We start from the raw sequence: 17,937 nt of genomic DNA, 5'->3' as shown, positions 1-17,937 counted from the left end.
AAAGTGATCCTGAAAAAGCGATCGAACATTATAAAATCTCTCTTGATGCAGACGCTTCCAACGAAGTCGCTGTAGCGCAATATGCAAGTCTCTTACGTCATTGCGGCCGATTAGATGTGGCAGAAAGTGTCTTGCGAGTTTTCTTGGAACGAGATGTCGATGTAAATGTTCTGGCGGAGCTGGCTAAATGCTGCCAAGCCCGGCAGTCAAATCAAGAAGCCTACCAACTTTATCGTGAAGTCCTGGATATCGATCCCAAAATGCGGGCGAGCTTAGTAAGCTTCGTGGAGCTGGGTGCGACTTTTCAAAGTTATGCTGAAATTCATTCATACGTAGGTAAATATTTAGTAGTTCATCCGAATGACCCTGAGATAGCTTCACTGTATACCAAGCTAAGCGGCTTATGTGGGCGAGGATAGCTCGAGCCAATGTTAACTAGAAAAATAATCGAAGCCTCAAACTCTAATCGGGACGTTGAACGAGAGCTGCTCTTGATGCTGCGGGAAAAAGGCTCGCGAAGACTATTTCTTAAAGCGGCTCAAAACTGCTTGGAGCATGGTTACCCAGCTCTTGCCTGGCGAATTCTAAGGCAGTGTTGTGAACAGTTTAATCCGCATTGCTCGGTAACCCAAGAGGTGATTAGAGAGGTGTTGAATGCTGGTGGAGAGCCTGCTCATTCGGTAACCCAAGATTATGCGTCGGGAATTAGGATCTCTGTGGTTATCTGTTCCTGGAATAGGGCAGAGATGCTTAAGGACTGCTTGGAACAGATCAATGCGAAATTGAGTTCTCACGATAGTGTTGAGATCTTGGTGGTCGACAATGGTTCCACGGATAACTCGGTTGAGATCGCACGAGCTGGGGGGGCTACAGAGGTTTATGAAGCAGATAGTAATGTTGGTTTAGAGATTTACCGCAATGCCTTCGACCTCTGCAAAGGCGACTTGATTATTGAAATCGATGACGATGTGATTGAGTTGCCGCAGAATTTCGACCAGATCTTTTTGGATTATTTTGAGGCTTTTCCTGACTTCGGATTTCTGGGAATGAATGTGGTTCAAGATTGGCGGACGAACGGTGCCAAGCCGGATATTGAGCATTATAGTCTGGAAGAACGAAATGGGATGACGATTGAGCGTGGCCCGGTCGTTGGCTGTTGCGCAGCAATCAAGCGGGAGACTTTTGACCGTGTAAATCGTTTTGAGGGTATTGAACTCTCTATGAGCCAAAGTGAGGACGGAGTTCTCTGTTCTCGGGTGATTAGTATGGGTTTAGGAGCAGGTATCATCCACGACCATACCTGCTTGCATGCTTGCGGCCCTACATTTTCCAAAGAGTATGGGTATTTAGAGCGTGACATCGAAAAATACCGCATAGCGGGATTGACTGAGATGGCTCAGATGTATGAAGGCATGAGAGAACCTCAATAAACCAACATATCAATACGCCCAATTTGCTCTCGCAAATCCAGCGTTTCTTTTTGCCAATATTGAACCGTGCCAAAGTATTCAAAAGTTCGTTTAAAGATAGGGTCTTCCCATCTTCGTGCAATCCATGAAGCGTAGTGGATGTAGCGAAGAGCTCGAAGAGGCTCGATAAGACGCAACTCTTGGCGATTGAATTCGCGAAAGGATTCATAGGCTTCAATCAGGACTTCGCGTTGAAGCCGTGCATGTTCGTCGTAGCCTGGGACCAGCATCCATATATCTTGGACAGCCGGTCCATTGGCCATATCGTCAAAGTCTAAGAAGGTGGCTCCATCCGGCGTCCAGAGAACATTCCCAAAATGACAATCGCCATGAATTCTAATGTTGTTGATGCCATTGAACATGGGTTCAATGCGCATTAGAAGTGATTCAACCGTAATCTTGAAGTTTTCCCGGGCTTCGGCGGGTATCAGGTCGTTTTCCAATAAGAAGTTTAAGTTGGCATGGCCATAGCTGGTGGGATTTAGGTTGATCCGCTCGGGGGCAGGAGCCATAGCCCCGATGTTGTGAATTCGACCAACCAAACGACCAAGCATTTGAACCTGCTCGTCGCCAAGCTCTTCTGGATTGCGCCCGCCTTTACGTGGGAAGAGGGAGTAGTAAATCCCGTCCACGGTGCCGACGGTTTCACCATCGCCGAGATCGATGGGCGTCGCGACAGGGATTTCAACTTCTTCAAGCTCTTTGAGAAAACGGTGTTCCGCGAGAATGGCTTCCTTGCTCCACCGGCCGGGGCGGTAAAATTTACCCACCACCATGGTCTCATCATCGAGCTCAAGCTGGTAAACACGGTTCTCGTAGCTGTTAAGGATGATGAACCGGCCTGTGCACCGGCGCCCTCCTGCCTCCACTGCATCCAGTACGTTTTCAGGGGTGAGGTCGTTGAATTTCCCGGCCAGCGGATGAGTGCCGAAGGGTTGGTCCATATTTTGGTCTTGAGTCATGGAGATGCTTTACCCTTTGGGGCCACAAGACTCAATGCATTGGGTGCGAATGGGCACCGCGCAGGTAATCCACTGCTTCTGTCAGGCCGTCAACCGAGAATTGGTACATCGGGAAGACATCTTTAACCAGGCGTATGCTCTTGGCACTGCCCCAAAATTTTTCGGGTTCAGGGTTGAGCCATACCGATTTTGGAACCTTTTGGCGAAGCCGCTTAAGCCACTCCAGTCCGGGGACCACGTTGTTGTGGAAATAGTAAATGGCGCCGCCGGTATGGGTAAGCTCGTAAGGGCTCATCCAAGCATCGCCTACAATCACTAGAGTCCAAGTTTGGTCGATTCGGTTGAGGAGATCCTGAGTCATGATGCCGCGATATTCTTGCATATCGGTGTACAGATTCTCATAGACGCAGTTGTGAAACTGGTAGGCTTCGAATTTTTTGAAATGACTTGCAGCGTGCGCGGCACTGAACAACCGCTCGCAAAGTTCGGAGTGGGGATCCATGGAGCCGCCAACGTCCATGAGTAAAAGAAGCTTAAGCTTGTTGTTACGAGGAGGTTCGAAGACCAGATCAATCTCGCCGCCATCGCGAGCAGTTTTATCGATGGTTTTCGGGACGCTAAGCTCTTCTGGCCCGGTATCACGGGCGAGCTTGCGAAGACGCCTTAAGGCGACACCGATTTGCCGAGTATCCAAGACCCGGTCATTTCTCAAATTGCGAAACTGGCGAAGCTCGGCAACTTGCACAGCATTGCGTCCGCCGCCTGGTCCGCCGATACGAACACCCGAGGGATGGTAACCGCCGTGGCCGTATGGGCTTGAGCCGCCAGTGCCGACCCATCGGTTTCCGCCATCGTGGCGCTCATCTTGTTTCTTTAGAGTTTCTTCGAACTTTTTGCGCAGTTCATCGAGATCAAGCTCTTGGAGCTTCGCAAGTTCTTCTGCGCTGAGTTCTTTCGGGAGCACAGGGTTGGAGAGCCAGTCCATGAGTTCGTCGTCTAAATCGAAGGTATGTTCAATGCCTTTGAAGTAGCTAGCGAATGCCCGGTCCCAAAGGTCAAATTGACTTTCTTTTTTGATCAAGATGCTTCTGCCTAAGTGGTAGAAGCATGCAAGGTCGGAACGAGCGTGACCTTGAGCGAGTGCTTCCATGAGTGTCATCCACTCTGTCACACTGACTTTGAGACCAACTGCCCGGGCATGAAAAAGAAAGTCTAAAAACATATCACCAGCCTGTACTGCGCTGCTTGGGACCTTGCTCAACTTCCGCGATGTCATTTTCTCGCTTCAACAGAACACCCAAAAATGGAAGTTTCTTCTCGAGGCTTTCGGGAGAGATGCCGGCCCTTCTTAAAGCGGCAATCCAGTCTACAAGCTCACTTGTAGAGGGGCGCTTGCGGATGTCCGGGAGCTCACGAATCCAATAAAACCGGGTCAAGCACTGCTCTAAAAGCTTCTCTTCTAACTCCGGGTGATGAACCTTAACGATATCTTCCATCAGCTCTTTCGCAGGAAAAGCGATGTAGTGAAACACGCAGCGCCGAAGGAATGCATCTGGAAGCTCTTTCTCATTATTGGACGTAATGATGACGATAGGGCGGTTTTCAGCCTTTATATGCTCGCCAGTTTCGCTCACAGTGAAGCTCATTCGGTCGAGCTCGTGTAGAAGGTCGTTTGGAAATTCCATATCGGCTTTATCGATTTCATCGATGAGCAGAACCACGCGCTTGTCCTTTTGAAACGAGGCGCCCAGCGGGCCAAACTTGATATATTTACTGATGTCGGTGATGTCACCGTCGCCAAATCGCGCGTCGTTTAGGCGCTGAACTGTGTCATATACGTAAAGACCATTTTGGGCCTTGGTCGTAGACTTCACGTTCCAAACTAAAATCTCTGTATCGAGTGCTTCTGCAATGGCTTCGGCCAAGAGTGTTTTGCCGGTACCCGGCTCACCTTTAATAAGAAGGGGCTTTTGAAGGGCAATGGCTACATTAACCGTGTCTCGTAAGTCGGCAGATGTGAGGTAGTTGTCGGTTCCGTTGAACGTTGGGGTATCCATGGTTACTCCTTTGGAGTTTATCGTTTAACCCGCTTCGAGGGCGGTTGTCCACCGTTGGTGTGTATGGAGTTGTGAGGCTGTAATGTCTAAGGAATTTGGACGATTTGGAGGACTGCTTGATGTAATTCGCGACCAAGTGAAGGGCCTGTACGGCGGTCGTCATCGTGAATAACCATCAAACGGTGGGTGTCGAGTGGAGCTACACCCTCAGATTTGTGGGTAAACTTCAGCGGCTTTTCGTCGTTTTGTCGTAAAAGGGTAGGCTTGCCTGAAAGAGGAAGGCCAGTGGTCTTGAGAGACCAAAGATAACCGCCAACACCGCTCGCTGTATTGTCTAGCTCAAAACTGGTGAGCAGCCAGAGAGTTTGTGTTTCGGGAGCGTATTCAAGCCCCGAGATAGCAACTGTTTCGGGAACAGCCGATGTATCGAATGCGTAAACCGGTTCAATCGGTCCAGTCGCTTGGAAGCCGTTCTCATCCATGCTGTAGGGCAACGCTAATATCTGTGTGGAGTAACTAAATTCTTCGTAGCTCTTGCCCATTTCGCGGACGCCAAACAAAAGCGTATTCCCTGGGATAGCGGCAAGTGCTTCAACTTTCCAGTAAGGCGGTCCCTCTGGATATTTGTCATTAGCAAGTGCTCGTTTCATCTCCGAACGTAACCCAGCTGAACTCGCTTGTCCGTCGCGGCTGCTCATCTGAGCGATGCTTACTGCAGATGGCCGGTCAACGGGCCAATAGAGAAGCGTATTAAAGACGTCTAGCTCAGAATCGGATTCGTTGATTCTATCAAAACCGGTGGTGGCGAAGGCCCAGCGCCCGTCTGGCGTGGTGGTAAAGTCTTCGTATTTTCGGGCCATGCGGAAAGGAGTCTCGGTATGAAACACATCGGGTCGTTGGCTCAGAATGCCTTGGTCGAAGTTTAATGAAAAGACAGGGGAGCGTGTATCACCTGGAATGGGTTTATCGTTACCCAGGATTACTCGGCCATGGTGAACAGCGATGGCGGAGGGCTCACAGCTTGCAGGCTTATCGGGAGCGCGCATAAGCCCCTTTTCAAAGCAGGAGAATACGGTCGTTGATTGAATGTGAGGTCCAGTGCTCGGCTTTACTTCAGCAATGCTCTGCGGTCCAGGAGCTGAATGAGAGTGGCAGCCAAAGAGAGACAAGGTGAGAAGAAGAAGTGACGTTGATGTTCGCAACATTCTATTCTCCCATTCCCAACCCTTTGAAGAATCCGCGCATCTTCCCAAGTAGCTGGTCTGCGAAGTTCTTGGTTTCTTCATGATGTTCTTCGTGGCTTAAGTTATCCCGAGTTTTAAGGTTGCTTACGCGTCTTTGCGCAACCACTTGAGTGATGCGGTTGGCTATCTTCGGGCGTTGAGCAAGCAGGTCCTCGATATCAGAGCGGGTAATCTCGTAGACAATCGTGTCCGTGGCGGCTTCGACAGTGGCAGAACGGGGCTCGCCTGTTAGGAGCGACATCTCGCCAAAGAAGTCACCTGGGATGAGCTTGCCGACCCTTGTGGTTGTGGTGCCATCGCCTTCAAGATCAGCGTAGACGAAGAGCAGGCCTTCAACGACGATGTACATGGACTCGCCTGGGTCGTCCTTTTTAACAATGGAGTCGCCCGTTTTGAATTGGCGTTGAGTGATGCGCTGACTCAAGGATTCTACTTCATTTTCTTCAAGCGATTTGAAAATATCGATTCGCCGTACCAAGGCTTTTTGGTCGGTTTCAAGGGTGAGCTGACGGTTGGGCATTTCAGCCACGTAAAGGTCTTGCTTCTGATAGGCCAGAGTGACGCCTGCATGATGAAGATGCTCAAGGATGCTTGAACAAACTGCGTTGCGACCTTTGTTGGGGGAGAAGTCTGCTGGCAAAAGCCAATATCGAACTTTGTATTCTACACCCCATTCGGTGATGCCGTTGACGCGGGCTTTCGGTGCAGGATCGGCGAGAGGGCCTTTGGCCGCTTTAACGCCTGCGTTTAAAATACGTAAAGCGCGCTCTGGCGGTACTTCAAAGTCGAGTGTGAAAAGAAGCTCAAAACGGCTACGTAGCTCCGGCTCGCAGAGGTTGGTAACAATAATCTGTCCCATAAGATTGTTGGGTACGATATGCCGGAGGCCGTCTGTGGTGCGGATACGCGTGGAGCGCCAGTTGACCTCTTCAACACAGCCAATCATATCGGGTATGCCTCTGAGGTTGAGGCGAATCCAATCACCAATTTTAAATGGTCTATCCACATTGATGGCGATGCCACTGAAGACATCAGAGATCATACTTTGTACGGCCAGACCGACGACTAAACCAACGACACCAGAAGTTGCCCAGATCCCGCTGACGGGCAGGTTAAAAACTCCGCCGATGATACCCGTGACTGCGATGATAAAAATGATGGCCGCGACGACATCTTTAAGAAGCCGGGGAACGTTGCCGCCAAGGCGGGGGGCGACCAAACCGTCCCATACGAGAACATCGACCAAGCGAACCGCGAGCCAGGCAACACTTAACCACGCAACGGTGGCAATTGAGTATTTAATGATTTTGATGGTCTGAGAGATGACATCGATGCCAATTTCGTTAATCAGTGAGTCCCAGTAAAGCGTAGGGAGCACGGAAACCAATAGGAGAACGATGGGCCACAATAATTTTCTTCGAGCTGTTTGCTCACTTTTTCCCAAGACGAATCTCCTACGCAGTCGCATTTATAGCTGGAGAAGACCTTAACCTTAGACCACGTAAGTGGCAAACCTGAGCGAGTGGGTTGGCTTAAGAGATACCGAGTGTTTGGAGTGTTGGAAAAATAGCGCGGGGTTGACCGGAACTTAAGCGAGGTTGCTGGTACGGGTCTTCAAAATACGTTTTGGCTGCTTCAAACCCCATTTCGAGCTGCTTGCGAACGTCGGTTTCTGGATCAAAGGCATCAATGAGGCGATTGCGGCCCATAATACTTTGATGGGGCACAAATTCGGGCTTTTTCCAAAAGGAGAAGAGCTGGGGAAAAGGTGAGCAGCAAATCACTTCGCTGCAGCATGTGATCTGATTGGTGATCATCCCTGCATCAAGGTACCACTTCTTGTCCACGCGAACAGGGCGCCATGTATTGACGAATGGAATCGACATGGCCGCAATGACTGTATCGATGAGGTGCTTTTGGGAATTGAACTCTGAAATAATTTCGAGTTTTCCGGTTCGGGCGCGGGTCAGGGCAATATGCAATTTGCCAGAGCAGCGGATGTAGGCATCGGTTGGTAAAAAGCGCCAGAGCAGTGAGCGGTGATAGCGAAGCGAGCGTTGCAAAGCGACTTTGCCACCTTCACGGGCAACCTTGGCTTCCCACTCTTTAACGTAGGTATCGGTCACGAGATCGAAGTTCTTGGAGTTGTGGCTGGCCAGGAACCAGAGTCCGCAGAGGGCACCGCCCGAAATACCGTACACGCGGCTTACATCGTCACGGTCATACTTCTTGAGAATGTAGCGAGTGATACCAACGTTGAAAAAGGAAAGTATCGCGCCGCCTGCAAAAGAGAAGTGGAGATTATGCTCGTGGCCGCAGAGTGACTCCTGGCGAGGAGCGTTGGGTAAAGACTCTGGATGGCGTTTGATTAAATGCATTTACAACTCTCGGTTTTAGATTTCGCATTTTCGGGCAGCTGAACATCCTGCCATTGAGCTGTAAAGGTAACTGCATGGGTTATGCCAAAGTTTTACAATCGAATCGCTAATCGGATTCGTTAATTTTATTAGGTTTTTTAGGAGTGTGTTTCAAAACTGGTGCTTGAGCGGTCGAAAACGCCACATTATGAGTCCTTATCCGCCAAAATAGTCGCGGATGAGCATTGAGCAGAGGTTGATTTAGGTGAACAAGCTATGGTGAGATCAGGAAAGAACCGTTATGAAGCACTGCGTTATAACTCACTGTACCAGGAGGTTTGATGTGAGATGGTTTGTGTTGTTGTTGTCGCTAAGCCTGATGGCTTGTGCGGCTGATGAAGGAGGTCCGGCCGATTCTGAGAATCAGGGAACGGATCAAAGTGTGGCTGATGATACTCAAGATCCAAGTGATGCGAGTACAACAGACTCGACAGATGGCTCTGACGCGTCTGATGCGTCAGATGGTTCTGACGACTCGGATACGGATACAAGCGATGCGAGTTCATCTGATGATCCGTCCGATGCCTCAGATACCACTGAGCCTGAAGAGATCGATCTCTCGCAGCTCGACCTTAACGGAACTTTGCCGGCTTCAAATCTTGAGCCTGTAGAGTTTCTTGCTTTAAACCGTGATGGTTCAGAGCGAACTGCTGCGAATCTTGTGGGGCAACCCACGGTGATGTGGTTTTACCCACTCGCCAATTCACCTGGCTGAACGATCGAAGGTTGCGGGTACCGTGACCAATATGATGCGTTCGAGGCATTGGGTGTACAGATTGTAGGTGTGAGTACTGCTTCGCCGGCCGAGCATCAAAGCTGGGCTGAGCAAGAAGGCTTTCAATACGAGTTATGGCAAGATGATGCCAGGGGTGCTTTGGCCGCAAGGTATGGCGCCGATGACGGTTGGTTCGGAGCTTATTCGCGAATCACTGTTTTGTTGGATGCTGAGGGTAAGCTGATTCTAGAATATACTGAAATCAGCGATTTTAGCCCAGGTGCACATCCCAATGAGGTGCTCGCCGATTGTGAGCAGATATTCGGTAATTAACCTGACTGCTTTGTAGATAAGTTCCCGGCTTTTGTTGGATTGCCAGCACTCATCGAGTGTCGTAAACAGCGATCCAACACGAGGCGGGAACTCTATGAAGACACAATACTTTCAGTGGATATTATTAGCGGGTTGTGTGTCGGCACTTGGTTGGCAGCACACTAAAATCGGTGCTCTGCAAGAATCATTATCAGCTCAGGGTATTCAAACGGGAGAACTCCTCTCCAGTGACAAACCGGTGCGCGTTGGGGATGATTTTCGTAAAGCTATGCGCGGTGGCAATGGTCGGATGCGTGCCCTCGAGAACCGTATTGCGATTTTAGAAAATCGAGGTCCAAGCTTTGCTGCTGCCGCTGGAAGTTTAGAGCAAGCTCAAGGTAGCGGTGCCGGTGAAGAGGAAAAAGATCAGCCTCAAGCCATGCCTCAAGCGGTTGAGGATGCGTTTGAAACCGTGATGAGTAACCCACGTGCCAGTGAGCGCCTACGCGATATGATTCGGGAAGAGCAGGCCGCAGCTTCTTCAGAACGACGTGATGATAGGCAAGAGCGTCGCCGTGAACGGGTGGAGCAAGAGCTTGAAGCGTTGAATGAGATGCTGGACCTTTCGGGTTCTGACGCCGATACTTTAAACGACGCCATCAATTCTGAGAACGAGGCCGTCCGCGGATTTTGGGGCCAAGTTCGAAGCGGTGATATTTCTTGGGCTCAGGCTCGAAAGGCCACTCGGATGCGGCGCACTGAAACCGACACGCTTGTTCGTGACCTGCTCGATGAAAATAAACTCGTTGCCTATGAAACCTGGCGCGATGAGCAAATCGACCGTCAGCGTAAAAAAAATTAATCGCTGTCTTCCATTCATCATGGAGCAAAAAAAAACGGGAGCCAGGCTCCCGTTTTTAGTTTTTAATTGGCTCAAGCTCTAAGTGTCGGAGTCTCAACCAGCATCTTCGCCAGCATCTCCATCACCGCCAGAAGCAACGGGGATACACACGCCGGTTCCGTCTGGAGCACCCTCTGTGAAACAAATCTCAGTTTCAGAACATCCGTTGGCTTCGCCTTCAGCTGCATTGGGATTACACCATGCTACGCACACTTGGTCTTCACTGCTCGGATCAGTTGAAACACACGCATAACCATCCACACATGCAGGTCCCCCGCTATTCAGGCCGGTTGCTGGGTCAGCCGTGCAGCTTGCTCCTGCCTCAGCCATTGCCAAACCGGGAATGCAAAGTCCGTTGCCTTCGGTAAAGCTTGGGAGACAGGATGTAGCTCCTAGGGTCCCTGCCTCGCAGGTCGCGCCTTCAGTCACGTTACACAGTTGCGAGCATGTTCCGCCAAGAACCGGTTCGGCACAGAATGAATCCAGACAAGTGTTTTCCGAGCCCTGCAGGGCGGCGGCGTCACAGCTTTCACCAATACCCAATTGGCCTTGGAAGTCTGCACAAATTCCTTGGATGTTCTCGTCGATGGGTCCAATACATCGGCCCGCACCGTCTCCATCTTCAACCACATCACATGGCCCGTTGTAAGGGGTGTCTTGGAAAACGCCAAAGGCATCTCCACCCGGGTTACATAGATTTGGAAAACAATAATTGGTAAAGGCAGCCATAGGCGCAATTGGCACCATGTCCGGCGTCATACAATATTCAAAAATGCTACAAGCAGTGTGGTCAGCACAAGGTGCCACGCAAAGACTAACCGGCCCTTCAACACAGTCTAAGCCAGCCGCACAGGCTTTACCGCCTGTACAATCACTCAATCGGCTGAGTACACACAGGCCTTCTTCGCAGATTTGACCGCCCGAGCAATCGTCGCTGGTTTCGCAGGTATCACTGCCGCCCACGCACGCTCCGGTGGTTGGATCGCAGATTTCGCCGATGTCCTCGTTACAGACAACGCCTTCGCATTTGGGAACGCACTCACCATTGTCACATCTTTGGGTGCCATCTGGGCAATCTGAATCTGCCTCACATTCAGGCTCGGCGGTTGATGCATCGGCTGCATCGCTGCTGTCTGCGGCATCACTTGCATCACTTGCATCTGCAGCATCGGTTTCGTCGCCGGTTGTTTCGGTCGCGGCGCAGCCGACCATCAGTGTCAAAAATACGGACACCGCGGTTGTCGCGAAGCTCTTTCGTAAAGGTACTCTCATCATCTCTCCCCCGTGCACTCAGTGAGCGCACTGATTAATCGAATGGCATCAGTTACTTTGATACTCAACGCATCTGGACTCTTCTTTCGGTCACGTGGACCCCCCAAACAAAACTAGCACTAACTTATCTAGATGCATGGATTTATAGAAGAAATAGGCCGACCCGTAGCGGAGGAATGTTAAGGTGCTAAAAACATTGAGCTATTTTGTTGATAAGATGTTGAGTTGCACGATGTTGGTGGAGCCGTTAAGACAACTGCTGCAATTCACGGGAGCAACCAGGAAATCATGACATTCGCGCCTGATTCAGGACAAAGTATCAGCATATCTCAAAGCCTTGAGCTTGAGGCTGGACTTGCGCGTTTTGGTTTCCAAGAGTTTCGTCCAGGCCAGCGCGAAGCTGTGGAGATTCTGCTCGAGAAAAAGAAGCTACTTTTGGTGGCACCTACAGGCGGTGGTAAGAGTTTAACCTATCAGTTACCGGCCAGCTTACTTCCCGGAACCACCGTTGTGATATCGCCATTGATTGCTCTAATGCATGACCAAGTCCAAGCACTGGAAGAAAAAGGTATTGCGGCTACTTTTCTTGCCTCGACTTTAAGCTCTGAGCAAGCGCGCGAACGTATGCGCAATATGGCACAAGGTGCTTATAAGCTGGTTTACGTCGCGCCTGAACGACTTAACTTTCCTGGGTTTCGCAGTTTGGTACAAAAGCTCGATTGTCCTTTGATTGCAATCGATGAAGCACATTGTATCAGTGAATGGGGCCACGACTTTAGGCCCGAGTATATGCGCATCGGCGAGTTTATCAGTGAGATGCCTCACGCGGCGATTCTTGCTTGTACTGCCACGGCAACACCTTTCGTGCGCGATGAAATTCTTGCACGTCTTGGTTTAGGATCGGATACGCCGCAACTTATCAAAGGTTTCGCCCGGCCGAACCTGGCTCTGCGCGCGATGGATACCACTGGTAAAAAAGACCGCAACAAGCAAGTGGATAGGCTTTTGCGACAAGCTCTTCGCGACCCAGGCAGTGATGAGGGTACTGCGATTATTTATGCGCCCACGCGTAAAGCGACGGAGCAAGAGGCTTTACGCTTGGCTGAGTCTGGCTGGCGAGCTGCTCCTTATCATGCGGGGCTGGGCCCACGAGTCCGGGAGGACACAGGGCGCGCGTTTAAGTCGGGCGAGCTTCAACTGGTGGTTGCTACGAATGCGTTTGGAATGGGTATCGACCGCGGCGATGTGCGGGCGGTGATTCACTTAGCACCTCCAGGGTCGATGGAAGCTTATTATCAAGAAGTGGGGCGCGCTGGGCGAGATGGTGAAGATGCGTTTGGGCTGCTGCTTACTTCCGCAAGTGACATGCCGCTTCGTCGTCACCTTCTTGAGCGAGGCTCTGATGGCGAAGTACCACCGCAACAAGTGGTGGAGCATAAGTGGAATCTCTTTTTGGAATTGATGCGATGGGCCGAAGGTGGAAGCTGCCGCCATGATGCGATTTTACGATATTTTGGGGATCATGCAGAAAGCCTTGATGGCTGCGGCCGGTGCGATGTTTGCTTGAGCCTAGAACAACAGCCGGACCAAGACTCTGATGAGGTCACGCTCTATGTGCGTAAAGCATTGAGCGGCGTCGCACGCGTGCATGGCCGCTTTGGTTTACGTGCAGCTGCGCAGCTTTTGAGTGGCAAAAAAGAAAAACGACTGATCAGCTCAGGATTGAGCGAAACAAAGACCTTTGGGATTTTGAGTCAGCATTCAGAAGAGTGGAATATGAAACTCTTACGGAGATGTGTCACCGCCGGATGGGTAAGCTTTATCGGCGGCGACAGGCCTCTTGCCGTGCTTACCGAGGATGGGATTTCAGTCATGAAGGGTGAGCGCCCCGGTCATTTACTGCTGCCGCCTCTTGCATCCCATGGGCATATTCACCGCAGCGAGACGCCGGAAGAGCGCAAGGACCGTCGTTCGGAGCGCCTTTCAGCGGGAACCTTACAGGGTGATGCCATCGACTTGTTCGAGGCGCTGCGTGAATACCGTCTTGAACAAGCTAAGAGTCAGGGCGTGCCACCTTATGTGGTCGCAAGCGATCGTACCTTGCGTGACCTCGCGATGCTTAAGCCTCGAAATATGGATGAGCTAAAACTTGCTCACGGTATTGGACCTGCCAAAGCTGAGCGTTATGGCTCAGGTTTTCTTTCAGTCATACAACGGTTTCTGAGCAACTAAGACCTTACACTACTTACTCGGCTGTTATTATTGGGCTTTATGTTTTTAGACCTTGGCTTTGTTTTATTGTTTACAGTGTAAAATTTACAGCGTAAGTTAAACATATGCCAAGAGCAGCCCTATCAACTGAGCAAATAAGCGATTTTCGCAGTCGTGCCGTAGAATGTGCCACGTCCTTATTTATTGAAGGTGGCATGGATGCGCTGACGATGCGGGGTATTGCCACTGAGCTTGGTTGCAGCGCCATGACTCCCTACAGGTATTTTGAAAACCTCGAGGAGATTATAGCTGCAGTGCGTGCGCAGGCTTTCGAGCGGTTTGCAGACAAACAGCAAGAGGCTTTTAGAAGCGGCAAAGGTGCGGAACACTGTCTTCTCAATTTGAAACAAGCTTATATTGAATTTGCAGTGGCTGAACCTGAGCTTTACACGATTATGTTTCAGTTGCCCCGCGAAGAAGACCAGAATTATCCCGACTTGATAACCCAAAGCCGTAGAGGCTTTTCATATTTGGTGAAGGCTACAGAGTTGGCCGTTGGAGAGGGCTTCATGGCTGGAGACCCGCTGACCATCGCGCACGTTCTTTGGGCCAACACACATGGCTTGGTGTCACTGCATCTCTCGGGAAAGCTCTTGATGGGCCGCAGCCTGAAAGACCTCTCAGAAATCGTTCTTGAAATCCCACACACATAAAAAGGTTTACTAAAATGCGAATTGGAACATCATACAAGCAACATGGTTGCACGGGCGAATACGATGCCATTGTTATAGGATCTGGAATTGGCGGACTAACAACAGCCGCATTGATGGCAACCCATGCAGATAAGCGTGTTTTGGTACTTGAGCGTCATTATACAGCAGGTGGTTTCACGCATACCTTTCGCCGCAAAGGCTATGAGTGGGACGTGGGTGTGCATTACATTGGTGAAGTTCATGATGAGCGCGCTGAAGTTCGGCGGGTCTTTGATGATATCACGGACGGTCAACTCAAGTGGGCCGATATGGGCGAAGTTTACGACTGCATTGTTATTGGCGAAGATAAATACGACCTGGTGAAGGGCCGCAAAAATTTTATCGCAAAGCTTACCGAGTATTTCCCGGAAGAAGAGGACAATATCAAAGAGTATGTTCGCCGCGTAAAGCAGACCATCAAGGACGGACAGTTCTACTTCCTCGATAAAGCGCTTCCGGGACCCGTTAGCGCGGTTTTGGGACCATTGCTTCGACGTAAGGCGATGAAAGCATCGGGACAAACAGTCGGTGAGGTTCTGGCGGAAATCACGGACAACAAGCGGCTGCGAGCAGTTTTGGCAGGCCAATACGGTGATTATGGATTGTCTCCGAAGGACGGAAGTTTCTTTATTCATTGTATGGTCGTGAATCATTATTTCGAAGGTGGGGCTTACCCCATCGGCGGCTCGGCTCGAATTGCCGAAACCATTTTGCCAGTCATTGAACAAGCGGGCGGTAAGGTCTTAACCAACGCACCCGTAGACGAAGTGATTGTGAAAAAGGGACGTGCGGTTGGCGTGCGGCTTGAAGACGGGAAAGAACTTTTTGCCCCTGTAATCATCAGCAACGCAGGTGTTGTGAATACCATCAACCGACTTTTGCCGGAGCAAGTCGCCAAAAAGTATGGGTTTGACCAGCGGGTGAAGAACGTTGAGCCTTCTGTTGCTCACATGTCTTTGTATATTGGTTGTAAGAAAACAGCTTCGGAACTCAATCTGGAGAAAAGAAATCTTTGGGTCTATCCAGGCGAAGACCATGATGCATCCATTGAAAACTTTCTAGCAGATCCAGATAACAATCCATTGCCCGTTGCTTACCTTTCATTTCCATCCGCTAAAGATCCCTCATTCGAAGAGCGCTATCCCGGTAAGGCTACTTTGGAAGTTGTGTCTCTTGCGCCCTTTGATTGGTTTAAGAAGTGGGAAGATACCAAGTGGAAAAAGCGCGGCGATGATTATGATGCTTTAAAAGAAAAGTATACGCAGCGTATGCTAGAAGCTCTCTATAAGCAGTGCCCTCAACTGGAAGGCAATATCGATTACTTAGAGCTTTCTACGCCGCTGTCGACGAAGACCTTCGCGAGCTTTGCTTCAGGTGAAATTTATGGATTGTCACATACACCAGACCGCTTCAAAGAGCTTTGGCTGCGGCCCAGAACGCCTATCAAGGGGTTCTATCTGACGGGCGTTGATATCTGCTCGTGTGGTGTGGCGGGTGGAATGTTTGGCGGCGTACTGACGGCATCGGCAGTGACGCTCAAAGATATGCGTGGGGCAATTATAAAGCGCCGGGCTTCTCAAGATGGCCGGTGGAACGAGCCCGTACCAGCAGGCTAGGGATTTATAAGGCCGTTAGGCTTTAAACATGCCTTCTTCGTAAGAAACAATATGACCGGCAAAGGCTGATGCAGCGACCGTAAGAGGTGAGGCCAGGTAAAGTTTACCGGGTCCACTTCGGCCCTGAAAATTTCGGTTGATTGCACTGACCGTAACCTGCTCAGTTGTTTCGCTTACACCTGGCCCGCAACCGATGCATGCTCCACAACCCGGGTTGATAAGCTGCACACCGGCTTTTTCAAATAGGTCAGTCCAGCCCTGTTCTTTTGCAAACCTCGCTACATCTGCGCTTCCGTATTGAATAAAGAAGTTGACGTGGTCGGCGACTTTTTTACCGGAATTGAGCGCTTCCTCAACAACCTGTGCATAGAATGCAAAGTCGTCTGCTTTTCCTGCCGTGCAAGAGCCGCCGTAAGCGATATCAATTCGAACATTGCCAATGTCTGTGATGTTGGCGCCATTGGTTGGATCCGATGGGATACCTTTGTCTGGATTACCGGGGTGAGCCACCATGGGCTTGATGGTCGAAAGATCAATGGTGTGAACGCCGCCATCATAATGTGCGCCTGCATCAGGCATGATGCACTTGGCGCGAATCGCATCTTCATTTAAATCGGGGCGTCGCTCTTTTAGCCATGTGATGGTCTTCTCATCCCATTCCGCGATTCCGGTTTTAGCAGTGCACTCTGTAGCCATATTGCAGAGCGTAGCTCGTTCATCCATGCTCAAGGATTTGAGGCCCGGTCCACCAAACTCCATGGAGCGGTCAAGTGTATCTTCATCTCTTGCGTGCGTGGCGAGGATTTGAAGAATAACATCCTTGGCCGTACAGCCATCGTTGAGCTCACCTACGAGTTCAAAGCGAATAGCCTCTGGGACTCTTACGAAACTTGCACCACTGTGAATGGCTGCTGCGTATTCGGTTGCTCCAACGCCGTATGTTAAGGCGTTGTTGCCTCCGCCCATACAGGTGTGGCTGTCAGTTGCTTGGATAAAGTCACCGGGATCGATGAAGTGCTCGCGTGCTACTTGGTGGCAGATGCCGGGGGAGATTCCGTTTTTAGCAGAGTAGTCCCGAACGCCAGCGTGTGCTTGAAACTCTTTTTGTAGGTCGCGCAAGGTCTGAATTTTATCTTTGAATTTAGCAAAACGCGCTACGCCGTCGGCATAGAGGAGGTGGTCTTCAAAGACGGCAAGTTTTTGCGGGTTTTTGACTTTGTAATCATCGCCAAACTCGCGCCTTAGAAATTCATGAACCTGGGCACTGGTAAACTCATGGCTGTAACCACCGTCGGTGCGAGCCAGTACAGCATCGCCTGCTTTTACGAAATGTTCATCGCCTTGAGCGACAAGCTTCTGGGCAATGATTTTTTCGACCATCGTCATCGGGCGTTTTGAGGTTTCAGGCGCCGGTACAGTCACTTCGCCAGTGGCCAATTTTTTAGAGAATTTGAACAGCCCGCCGCTCTCTAGAATCACACGGGTAACGGGGTCATAACGTCCGGTAAATTCTTCCAGTGCTACGCCTTCTCCGTTTTGCAAGCGCTCCAATGCCTCGTAGCCTGCCATGAGCTGCCCGAGGTTAATGTTGTTGCGTTCGTGGATCGGCGCGAATGAGTGGGCGATAACAATCTTGATGCCGCTGTAGCTTTCACATTGGGCGGCCGTTTCTCGCGAAGAGCCGGTTCCTTTGCGCTGACCACTGACGATCACTTCAAAATTGCCATTCATTAAGGCGCTGGGTTGGAAAACCCGCTCGCCTTGATGGAGAAGCCCGGCGTATGCATTTTTGGCAATGTCTTCTGGGCGGTGATCAAAGCAGACCCAGGCAGGAGTCATGACGTCGGTATTGATATCGTCGAGTAAATCCTCAGGTTTGAGGTCGGCCATCTTTAAGTCGAGGCCTTCATAGAGCTGCTTTTTTATAAGGTCGAGATCTTTGGTGAGAAAGAGCACCCGCTTGCCTGGTGTTAACTGAACCATGGGTGTCGAATCTACATCTTGCATGC

The 17,937-nt window shown here is 50.5% G+C and carries 16 protein-coding genes; 8 read left to right on the top strand and 8 right to left on the bottom strand.

Going from position 1 to position 17,937, the window contains the following annotated elements; all coding sequences use genetic code 11:
• Both HOK28_19820 and HOK28_19815 read left to right on the top strand, forming a co-directional pair.
• Positions 1-419: hypothetical protein (locus HOK28_19820; protein ID MBT6435354.1), on the top strand; the 419-nt coding region annotated here is incomplete at its 5' end.
• Between the two features lie 9 nt (positions 420-428).
• Positions 429-1,430 (top strand): glycosyltransferase, encoded by a 1,002-nt coding sequence (locus HOK28_19815; GenBank protein MBT6435353.1) that lies wholly within the window; start codon positions 429-431, stop codon positions 1,428-1,430.
• Here HOK28_19815 and HOK28_19810 read toward each other — a convergent pair.
• The 6 genes from HOK28_19810 to HOK28_19785 form a co-directional block, all read right to left on the bottom strand.
• Positions 1,424-2,431 (bottom strand): serine/threonine protein kinase, encoded by a 1,008-nt coding sequence (locus HOK28_19810; GenBank protein MBT6435352.1) that lies wholly within the window; start codon positions 2,429-2,431, stop codon positions 1,424-1,426. The genes HOK28_19815 and HOK28_19810 overlap by 7 nt on opposite strands.
• Positions 2,432-2,462: 31 nt before the next feature.
• Positions 2,463-3,653 carry a VWA domain-containing protein gene (locus HOK28_19805; protein MBT6435351.1) on the bottom strand — a complete coding sequence of 397 codons (1,191 nt, stop codon included), beginning with the start codon at positions 3,651-3,653 and terminating at the stop codon, positions 2,463-2,465.
• A gap of 1 nt (position 3,654) precedes the next feature.
• Entirely contained in the window at positions 3,655-4,488 is an 834-nt protein-coding gene (locus HOK28_19800; GenBank protein ID MBT6435350.1) for a MoxR family ATPase, read from the bottom strand.
• A gap of 86 nt (positions 4,489-4,574) precedes the next feature.
• Positions 4,575-5,693 (bottom strand): hypothetical protein, encoded by a 1,119-nt coding sequence (locus tag HOK28_19795; protein ID MBT6435349.1) that lies wholly within the window; start codon positions 5,691-5,693, stop codon positions 4,575-4,577.
• Between the two features lies 1 nt (position 5,694).
• A complete protein-coding gene (locus HOK28_19790) occupies positions 5,695-7,176 on the bottom strand; it encodes a mechanosensitive ion channel (protein ID MBT6435348.1) in 1,482 nt (493 codons plus the stop codon).
• Between the two features lie 88 nt (positions 7,177-7,264).
• Positions 7,265-8,110: a hypothetical protein gene (locus HOK28_19785; GenBank protein ID MBT6435347.1), complete on the bottom strand. Its 846-nt coding sequence runs from the start codon at positions 8,108-8,110 to the stop codon at positions 7,265-7,267.
• Positions 8,111-8,432: 322 nt separating this feature from the next.
• Between HOK28_19785 and HOK28_19780 the strand changes: the two genes are divergently transcribed.
• The 3 genes from HOK28_19780 (at position 8,433) to HOK28_19770 (ending at position 10,038) form a co-directional block, all read left to right on the top strand.
• Positions 8,433-8,864: a hypothetical protein gene (locus HOK28_19780; protein MBT6435346.1), complete on the top strand. Its 432-nt coding sequence runs from the start codon at positions 8,433-8,435 to the stop codon at positions 8,862-8,864.
• 3 nt (positions 8,865-8,867) lie between these two features.
• Entirely contained in the window at positions 8,868-9,197 is a 330-nt protein-coding gene (locus tag HOK28_19775; GenBank protein MBT6435345.1) for a redoxin domain-containing protein, read from the top strand.
• A gap of 94 nt (positions 9,198-9,291) precedes the next feature.
• Positions 9,292-10,038: a hypothetical protein gene (locus HOK28_19770; protein MBT6435344.1), complete on the top strand. Its 747-nt coding sequence runs from the start codon at positions 9,292-9,294 to the stop codon at positions 10,036-10,038.
• Between the two features lie 93 nt (positions 10,039-10,131).
• Here the strand turns inward: HOK28_19770 and HOK28_19765 are convergent, their stop codons facing one another.
• Positions 10,132-11,352: a hypothetical protein gene (locus HOK28_19765; GenBank protein MBT6435343.1), complete on the bottom strand. Its 1,221-nt coding sequence runs from the start codon at positions 11,350-11,352 to the stop codon at positions 10,132-10,134.
• A 285-nt stretch (positions 11,353-11,637) separates the two neighbouring features.
• On the opposite strand from HOK28_19765, the gene HOK28_19760 reads away from it, so the two are divergent.
• The 3 genes from HOK28_19760 (at position 11,638) to HOK28_19750 (ending at position 15,928) form a co-directional block, all read left to right on the top strand.
• On the top strand, positions 11,638-13,581 hold the full coding sequence (locus HOK28_19760; protein MBT6435342.1) for an ATP-dependent DNA helicase RecQ: 1,944 nt from the start codon (positions 11,638-11,640) through the stop codon (positions 13,579-13,581).
• 104 nt (positions 13,582-13,685) lie between these two features.
• The gene (locus HOK28_19755; GenBank protein ID MBT6435341.1) at positions 13,686-14,273 is read left to right on the top strand and encodes a TetR/AcrR family transcriptional regulator; all 588 of its coding nucleotides are present in this window, start codon (positions 13,686-13,688) and stop codon (positions 14,271-14,273) included.
• Positions 14,274-14,287: 14 nt separating this feature from the next.
• Entirely contained in the window at positions 14,288-15,928 is a 1,641-nt protein-coding gene (locus HOK28_19750) for an NAD(P)/FAD-dependent oxidoreductase (GenBank protein ID MBT6435340.1), read from the top strand.
• Between the two features lie 15 nt (positions 15,929-15,943).
• Here HOK28_19750 and HOK28_19745 read toward each other — a convergent pair whose 3' ends face one another.
• Positions 15,944-17,935, bottom strand: a complete 1,992-nt coding sequence (locus HOK28_19745; GenBank protein ID MBT6435339.1) for an aconitate hydratase — start codon at positions 17,933-17,935, stop codon at positions 15,944-15,946.
• Positions 17,936-17,937: the final 2 nt, after the last annotated feature.

The sequence above is a fragment of the Deltaproteobacteria bacterium genome (genome assembly GCA_018668695.1).
Classification (GTDB): Bacteria; Myxococcota; XYA12-FULL-58-9; order XYA12-FULL-58-9; family JABJBS01; genus JABJBS01.
Note: the sequence above shows the minus strand (reverse complement) of the source record. Positions and strands in the feature narration are given on the sequence as shown.

What these genes read in the sequence shown, in the direction of transcription:
- HOK28_19815 (MBT6435353.1), top strand. Translation starts at nt 429, where the DNA reads ATGTTAACTAGAAAAATAATCGAAGCCTCAAACTCTAATCGGGACGTT.
- HOK28_19810 (MBT6435352.1), bottom strand. Translation starts at nt 2,431, where the DNA reads ATGACTCAAGACCAAAATATGGACCAACCCTTCGGCACTCATCCGCTG.
- HOK28_19805 (MBT6435351.1), bottom strand. Translation starts at nt 3,653, where the DNA reads ATGTTTTTAGACTTTCTTTTTCATGCCCGGGCAGTTGGTCTCAAAGTC.
- HOK28_19800 (MBT6435350.1), bottom strand. Translation starts at nt 4,488, where the DNA reads ATGGATACCCCAACGTTCAACGGAACCGACAACTACCTCACATCTGCC.
- HOK28_19795 (MBT6435349.1), bottom strand. Translation starts at nt 5,693, where the DNA reads ATGTTGCGAACATCAACGTCACTTCTTCTTCTCACCTTGTCTCTCTTT.
- HOK28_19785 (MBT6435347.1), bottom strand. Translation starts at nt 8,110, where the DNA reads ATGCATTTAATCAAACGCCATCCAGAGTCTTTACCCAACGCTCCTCGC.
- HOK28_19770 (MBT6435344.1), top strand. Translation starts at nt 9,292, where the DNA reads ATGAAGACACAATACTTTCAGTGGATATTATTAGCGGGTTGTGTGTCG.
- HOK28_19765 (MBT6435343.1), bottom strand. Translation starts at nt 11,352, where the DNA reads ATGATGAGAGTACCTTTACGAAAGAGCTTCGCGACAACCGCGGTGTCC.
- HOK28_19760 (MBT6435342.1), top strand. Translation starts at nt 11,638, where the DNA reads ATGACATTCGCGCCTGATTCAGGACAAAGTATCAGCATATCTCAAAGC.
- HOK28_19755 (MBT6435341.1), top strand. Translation starts at nt 13,686, where the DNA reads ATGCCAAGAGCAGCCCTATCAACTGAGCAAATAAGCGATTTTCGCAGT.
- HOK28_19750 (MBT6435340.1), top strand. Translation starts at nt 14,288, where the DNA reads ATGCGAATTGGAACATCATACAAGCAACATGGTTGCACGGGCGAATAC.
- HOK28_19745 (MBT6435339.1), bottom strand. Translation starts at nt 17,935, where the DNA reads ATGCAAGATGTAGATTCGACACCCATGGTTCAGTTAACACCAGGCAAG.